Below are 6,411 nucleotides of genomic sequence, written 5' to 3'. Positions count from 1 at the left end.
CACGCTCCACCATCCTCGCGGCCGCGGAACGCGTCCACGCCTGACCGGCCTGCACCGGCGAGACGGTCGGTGCCGCACCCCTTTGTGTGGCTGCCGGGCTGATGTCACGCCTTTGGGTTTATGCGCCGGGCCGCGGGGCTCGGGGGCGACGGTGCTGGTAGGTCCACAACTGGTCGACGTGGGTGAAGCCGAAGGAGTGGAAGAGACGGGTGGCGGCCTGGCTTTCAGAGGCGGGCTGCTGGGCGTCGTCGAGGACGAGGGCGACCTTGGTGGCGCCCTGCTCGGCCAGCAGGGCAAGGGCCTGGCTGAGGAGCTTGCGGCCCAGGCCGCGGCGGCGGCGGGCGGGCAGGGTCTCGATCCAGTAGACGGTCGCGGTGTGGCCGGGTCCCACGCTGACCACGGCCTCGGCGACCGGTTCGGCGGCCTCGCGGATGATCAGGCGGTGGCCCGGGGGGTAGTCGCAGGGGAAGACGTCGGCGACCAGCTTGGCCGGCGGGGGCTCGGCAGGGAGCACGAGGTGCAGGTAGCAGCCCTGGTAGCGGCCGGTGAAGCCGGTGTGCACCAGGGCGTCGTGGGTGGCGCCGCGTCGGGTGCAGGGCAGGCCGCCCGGCCCGAGGGAGCCTGGCGGTGCCCCCACGAATGCCTCGATCTGCGTGCAGTCGGCGAGTGCGGCGAGAGCGTGGCTGAGCAGGGCGCGCAGGGCGGATGGGTCCTCGTAGGCGTGGACCCAGCAGATCAGACCGGATCGCACATCGGTCCAGGACAGGTACGCGATGATCCCGTAGGGGCGGTCCTCGGCATCGGCCAGAACGCTGATCCGCGGCCAAGCCGGTACAGTCCAGCCGGCCAGGGGGAAGGGGACAGGACTGCGCTGCGCCGCGGCCAGCTTCTCCGGGGTGCAGTGCGGCTGCCCTGGCAGCCGGTCGGCATCGATCAGTTCTCGCACCCCCGGTTCGTCCTGGGGGCCATACGGGCGTAGCGTCGATGCGCTCTTGGGGTTGGGGGAGGGAGCCATGCTGTCCGTCCGCACATGTGCTGACGTTTCCTATCGGCTACCTCTTTAGAGTAGTCGTCCGTTTTGGCCACGCTGTCACGGAGAACCTCGGCGGTGGCGGGGAGACTGCCCGTTCGCACGGGGGGTGTGGCCGTGTGGGGGGCCTGCGGCGGACGTGGCCTGCTGAGCCGCAGTCAGCAGTGCGCGCACCTGGTCGATGACCGGCTGGTGCACCGGGAGGCTCAGGTGTCCGACGCCGGGTACGAGCACATTGCATGCCATAAGGTCGGGATGGTCGATGCGGCCTCTGGTGGCCGGGATGACGGCCTCGTCCAGGTCGCTGTAGAAGGCCACGAACCGGGTGCGGCATCCGATGGCGGGCTCGGCGAGTTCGGTCAGCAGGTCGCTTCCCGGCCGTAGCTCGCGCAGGAGCGGATGCGGCGGTGCCAGCAGGGCCGTCGCGGTCCCGCCGTGCGGCGTCGCCAGCGTGATCAGCAGCGGCACATACGTGTCCCCGCCGAGCCGCTGCACGTAGTAGCGGGCGATCAGCCCTCCCAGGCTGTACCCGATCAGCACCACGCACCGCGCCCGGTCACGGGCGCACGCCAGCTCCACCTGCTCTCCCAGAACCCGGGCCGCCGTACGGATGTCAGCACTGTTGAACACGTTGTTGTTGACCAGGATGAAGGGGCCCACACCGCAGTCGTCGCCCAGCCCGCGCTGCAGCGCCGAGACGACCGACGCTCGGTCGGCCAGCCCGTGCACCAACAGCACCAGGAGGCCTGCACCTGCCGACGGCGCCTCGTCCCGGCACACCGACTGCCGGGGCAGGCCACGGCCCACGCGCCCGGTCAACTGCCCGACGCCCCCCCACAGCCATGTCGAGCGGGAGCCGCACCAGGCGCACGACGGCCCTACCTGCCTCGACACCCGCGCCACGCACGGGTGGCAGCCCCGGCACCGACAGGTGCGGCCCGAAAGGAATGCTCGTCACCATGGACCCCGCCTACATACGCTCATATTCACCTCATATGCATATAAAACGCCTCGTGTTCCCGCCCGATTCCCTAACCCCAGTGGTAACCGGCAGTGCACCCTGCATGTCTTCCTGGCCGCGTCTGGCCTGATGAACCCAGCCGTGGCCTCCTGGTGTGGCGATCGTTGAAGAGGGATGAGGCTCAGCCTCTCCTCGGTCCCCTCGGACGGATCAAGCTGTCCTGGCCGCCCTGCTGCCCGAGCGGCGACTGCGCGTCAGCCCCCGCATCGTCAAACGCGCCATCTCCAAGTACCAGGCCCGAGGCCCCCGCATCGACCACACCAGCTACAAGTCCAACATCAACATCCTCGCGGCCCCAGCCCTTGACAAGCCCCACCAGGCCCGGGCGGCCCCGCACCGTGCGCCCTGGGCAGGGGCCGCCCCAACGCCTCGGCCGTTTGCGACCGCCCTTCACGCTGCTTGATCTTGATCCAGTCGCGGGAACGGCGTCCGGGCAAGTAGGGGCTGGTGAGCCGTTTGGCGACCATGCCGTCGAAGCCCTCCCGGACCGATTCCTCGAGTGCCTGGGAGGCGAGCGCGGGCCAGGCGGCGGGTACGGCGATGCCGGGTCCGGCTAGATTGAGATCGTCCAGCAGGTCCCGGCGCGAGGTATAGGGCAGCTGCACCGTGGGCTCGCCCAGATAGAGGATGTCGAAGATCATCAGGTGGACGGGCAGGTCCTTGATCGCGTGGGCGACCGCGTCCGGATGGTGCAGGCTCATCCGCTGCTGCAGCCGCTCCACTGAAGGATGGCCCTCGCTGTCAAGGGCGACGATCTCACCGTCGAGCACTGCCTCCGGAGCGGGCAGCGCGGAAGCCAGCGACTGGAATTCCGGGTACTGGGCGGTGACGTCCAGTCTCGTCGCCGAGAGCAGGCGAACGGTGCCGTCGCCGGGCAGATGGGCGAGGACCCGGGCGCCATTCCACAGCGTCTCGTACGCATACTCAGCTTCGGTCTCCGGCGTGGGCCGCGGGCCGATCACTGCGAGCATCGGTGACAGAAGAGGCAGTGTGCCCCGCGAGGCCGATGACGGGTGCACACTCATGATTGTTTCCACCTGACTCCCGTGACGCGTTATCGACCGCCTGATCAATTGCCTCACCCATACGGTCGCAGCGGAAGCCAGAAGCCGCACCTGGAAGGCGCGCCCCCCAGCACTCGATGTACGCCAGGGCCCAGGCATGGCCGACCGCTCCAGCCGCCCGCGGAACCCGCCCCACCTGAGGAATTTCGGGCTCTGGCGCTGATCTTGTGACGCAGTCGGTGTCAGCGGTGGCTGTGATCATGGCTCGCGTGTTCTTCGCGGAGTTTCGAGGTGTTGTTCCCTCGTCTGGCTGGTGTCGTGGTGGAGTTGGTCGAGCGGGCCGTGGCCGGAGTGGTCACGATGCATGCGCGGGCCCGCTCGGCGGGCTCGGACTGCCCGCACTGCGGTAGTGCGTCGGGCCGGGTGCACGGCCGGTACATGCGACGGCTCGCGGACGCCGCGGTCGGTGGGGCCAGAGTGGTGATCGAGCTGCTGGTGCGGCGGTTCAAGTGCCCGAACCCAGCGTGCCCGGCGGTGACGTTCGCCGAGCAGATCTCGGGGCTGACGAGCCCGCATGCCCGCTACACGCCACTCGTGCGTGAGCAACAGCCGATGCCCCAGCCGCCGTACCACATCATGCCGATCACCTTCCCTCGGCGGACGGCTGTGCTTGCTCTGTCTCCAGAATGCGTCCGAAGCCCCCGGAGTGGACAGGGACCAAGGGCCCGGGACGGGGTCGAACGGCCCGTGTTCGTGTTGCCGGGAAGCTGGCCTGGGCGCCCAAGCAGAGCTTGGCCGCAGTAGCACGGTGGCCGTCCTGCGGGGCTGCGGGGCCGGTGCCACGATGGCGGGAGGTGGAACAGCGCTGTGTACCGGTATGCCATGCCTCACCGACCTGAATCCAGGGCGCGGAAGGAGGGCCCATGGTCAGCAGGCGGCGTTTCCTTCAAGCCGGTGTCTCAGGAGGCGTGTCTTTGTTCCTCGTCTCTGCTAAGCCGCTCTCGCGGGCCGTGCCTGCGGAAGCGGGGGTCCTGGATCCCGTGGCGATAGAAAAGTACGTCGCTGAGCTGGTGATACCGCCGGTCATGCCGCCGGATCACCGGGCGGGCCTGGACGTCTACACGATCGGTGTTCGGCAGTTCCGGCAGCAGGTGCTGCCGCGGGGCAGGCCGGCCACGACGGTGTGGGGGTACGGGTCGGCCGGGCGCCCGCAGACGTTCCACTATCCGGCCTTCACCGTCGAGGCGAAGGCGGGCCGGGCCGTGCAGGTCCGGTGGGTCAATCAGCTGGTCGACGGGCACGGCGGGTACCTGCCGCATCTGCTGCCGGTGGATCCCACGCTGCACTGGGCGAACCCGCCGGGCGGGATGTCGGGGCGGGACTCCCATCCCGCGTTCGCCTCCACCCCCGGACCGTATGCGGGTCCGGTGCCGATGGTGACCCACCTGCACGGCGGGGCGAACACGGAGGACAGCGACGGCTACGCCGAGGCGTGGTATTTGCCCGACGCGCACGACATCCCGGACGGTTACGCACGGGTCGGATCCTTCTACGACGAGTTCGCCCGCACGTCGCAGGCGCGGTTCGGAACCCCGTGGCGCCCCGGAGAGGCCGTCTTCCACTACGCCAACGACGAGCGGGCCTCCACGCTGTGGTTCCACGACCACACGCTGGGCATCACCCGGTTGAACGTGTACGCCGGTATGGCGGGCTTCTACCTGCTGCGCGGCGGGGCCTCCGACCTCGCTGCGGGCGTCCTGCCCGGGCCCGCACCCAGGCTCGGGGACCCGCCCGGCACACGCTACTTCGAGGTCCCGATCGTCATCCAGGACCGCTCCTTCCGCACCGACGGGAGCTGGTTCTACCCGCCGAGCCGGGCACTGTTCGACGGGTTCAAAGGCCCCTACGTGCCCGGCAGCGACATCCCGCCGATCTGGAACCCGGAGTACTTCGCCAACGCGATGGTCACCAACGGCCAGACCTGGCCGGTGCTGCCGATCGAGCCGCGCCGCTACCGCTTCCGCCTCCTCAACGGCTGCAACGCCCGCACCCTGATCCTGAAGATCGTCACCGGTCCGCTGGCGCGCAGGCCCGCAGCCCCGGCGCTTTCCTTCTGGCAGCTCGGCAGCGAGGGAGGCTGCCTGCCCGCCCCCGTCCGGCGCGAGCAGCTGCTGCTCGCGCCGGCCGAGCGCGCCGATACCGTCGTCGACTTCACCTCCCTGCCGGTCGGCAGCGAGCTGTACCTGATCAACGAAGGGCCGGACGGCACGTTCACCGGCGGGACGGCCGGCACCGACTTCCCTGCGGCGAACCCGAAAACCACCGGCCAGGTCATGAAACTCGTGGTCACCCCGCTCACCGCTGGCCCGGTGATCAGGTACGGCTACCCGGCACTTCGGCCTGCCTGCAGCCATCCGAAACCCTGACTGCGATGAGGGAGGTGTCATCGTCGGTGTCCGCGGTGGACCGGTCGAGCAAGCGGTCGAGGAAGCGGCCGAGGTCATCGATGGGGCCCCGGAGGCCGCCCACCAGTCGGCGCAGCGAGTCCTCGACCGACTGGTCCCGGCGTTCGACCAGGCCGTCGGTGTAGAGAAGCAGGACGTCGCCGGGTTCCAGGACGAGGGTGTCCTCTTCGTACTCTGCGTCGGGGGCGGCGCCGATCAGCACGCCGTCGGGCATCGGTAGCAGCCTGGCGTGGCCGCCCCGGACAAGGAGCGGTGGCAGGTGACCGGCTCTGGCCCAGCGGAGTTCGCGGCAGGCGGGGTCGTAGCGGGCGCAGACAGCGGTGGCGGTGGCCGGGTCGGAGAGTTCGTCGGCGGCGGTGTTGAGCCAGGCGAGCAGCTGGGCCGGTCCGGCTCCGGTGACGGCGAGGCCGCGCAGGGCGTTGCGCAGGGCGACCATGCCGGTGGCGGCCTCGATTCCGTGTCCGGCCCTGTCACCGACGACGAGCAGGGCGGTCCGGTCGGGCAGAAGCACCGCGTCGTACCAGTCCCCGCCGACGCGTTCCTCCTGAGCGGCGGGGCGGTAGCGGGCGGCGGCGGTCAGCCCGGCGGCGTCCAGCGGCGGTGGTTCGGGCGGCATGATGGCCTGCTGGAGGCGGAGGGCCAGCCGGTGGCGTTCGGAGGCCTGCTGTTCGGTGTCGGCGAGCCGTTCCCGGGTGGCGGAGAGCGCGATCTCGGTCCAGTGCTGGGCGGAAACGTCCTGGTAGGCCCCTCGGACGGCGACTAGGGCGCGTATCGAGTCGTGATCAATCTGTCGGATTCGCCCTCAGGGCGGGGTCTGGACTGGTAGATCGTCTTGCATGACACGCGCACAACTGACGGATGTGGAATGGGAGTTCATCGAGCCGTACCTGC

At 69.9% G+C, this 6,411-nt stretch carries 5 protein-coding genes and 1 pseudogene; 2 read left to right on the top strand and 4 right to left on the bottom strand.

All coding sequences use genetic code 11. From position 1 onward, the window contains the following. Window positions 1-118: 118 nt before the first annotated feature. The 3 genes from IEZ19_RS48875 to IEZ19_RS48865 form a co-directional block, all read right to left on the bottom strand. Window positions 119-1,015: a GNAT family N-acetyltransferase gene (locus IEZ19_RS48875; protein ID WP_189317813.1), complete on the bottom strand. Its 897-nt coding sequence runs from the start codon at window positions 1,013-1,015 to the stop codon at window positions 119-121. A gap of 75 nt (window positions 1,016-1,090) precedes the next feature. Continuing rightward, window positions 1,091-1,768, bottom strand: a complete 678-nt coding sequence (locus IEZ19_RS48870; RefSeq protein ID WP_229841717.1) for an alpha/beta hydrolase — start codon at window positions 1,766-1,768, stop codon at window positions 1,091-1,093. A 561-nt stretch (window positions 1,769-2,329) separates the two neighbouring features. After that, window positions 2,330-3,022 (bottom strand): ATP-dependent DNA ligase, encoded by a 693-nt coding sequence (locus tag IEZ19_RS48865; RefSeq protein ID WP_229841716.1) that lies wholly within the window; start codon window positions 3,020-3,022, stop codon window positions 2,330-2,332. 393 nt (window positions 3,023-3,415) lie between these two features. Here IEZ19_RS48865 and IEZ19_RS54090 point away from each other — a divergent pair, with 393 nt between their 5' ends. Together IEZ19_RS54090 and IEZ19_RS48855 are read left to right on the top strand one after the other, a co-directional pair. After that, window positions 3,416-3,859, top strand: a complete 444-nt coding sequence (locus IEZ19_RS54090; RefSeq protein ID WP_373297191.1) for a transposase family protein — start codon at window positions 3,416-3,418, stop codon at window positions 3,857-3,859. Window positions 3,860-4,095: 236 nt separating this feature from the next. Beyond that, entirely contained in the window at window positions 4,096-5,481 is a 1,386-nt protein-coding gene (locus IEZ19_RS48855) for a cupredoxin domain-containing protein (protein ID WP_189317810.1), read from the top strand. On the opposite strand, the pseudogene IEZ19_RS48850 reads toward IEZ19_RS48855, so the two are convergent. Further along, a pseudogene (locus tag IEZ19_RS48850) lies at window positions 5,429-6,298 on the bottom strand (PP2C family protein-serine/threonine phosphatase); the annotation flags it as partial. The gene IEZ19_RS48855 and the pseudogene IEZ19_RS48850 overlap by 53 nt on opposite strands. Between the last annotated feature and the right edge of the window lie 113 nt (window positions 6,299-6,411).

The sequence above is a fragment of the Streptomyces brasiliensis genome, assembly GCF_014647875.1.
GTDB classification, from domain to species: domain Bacteria; phylum Actinomycetota; class Actinomycetes; order Streptomycetales; family Streptomycetaceae; genus Streptomyces; species Streptomyces brasiliensis.
The sequence above is the reverse complement of the archived record's forward strand: the minus strand, read 5'-3'. Positions and strand labels throughout refer to the sequence as shown.

What these genes read in the sequence shown, in the direction of transcription:
- IEZ19_RS48875 (WP_189317813.1), bottom strand. Translation starts at nt 1,015, where the DNA reads ATGGCTCCCTCCCCCAACCCCAAGAGCGCATCGACGCTACGCCCGTAT.
- IEZ19_RS48865 (WP_229841716.1), bottom strand. Translation starts at nt 3,022, where the DNA reads ATGCTCGCAGTGATCGGCCCGCGGCCCACGCCGGAGACCGAAGCTGAG.
- IEZ19_RS54090 (WP_373297191.1), top strand. Translation starts at nt 3,416, where the DNA reads ATGCATGCGCGGGCCCGCTCGGCGGGCTCGGACTGCCCGCACTGCGGT.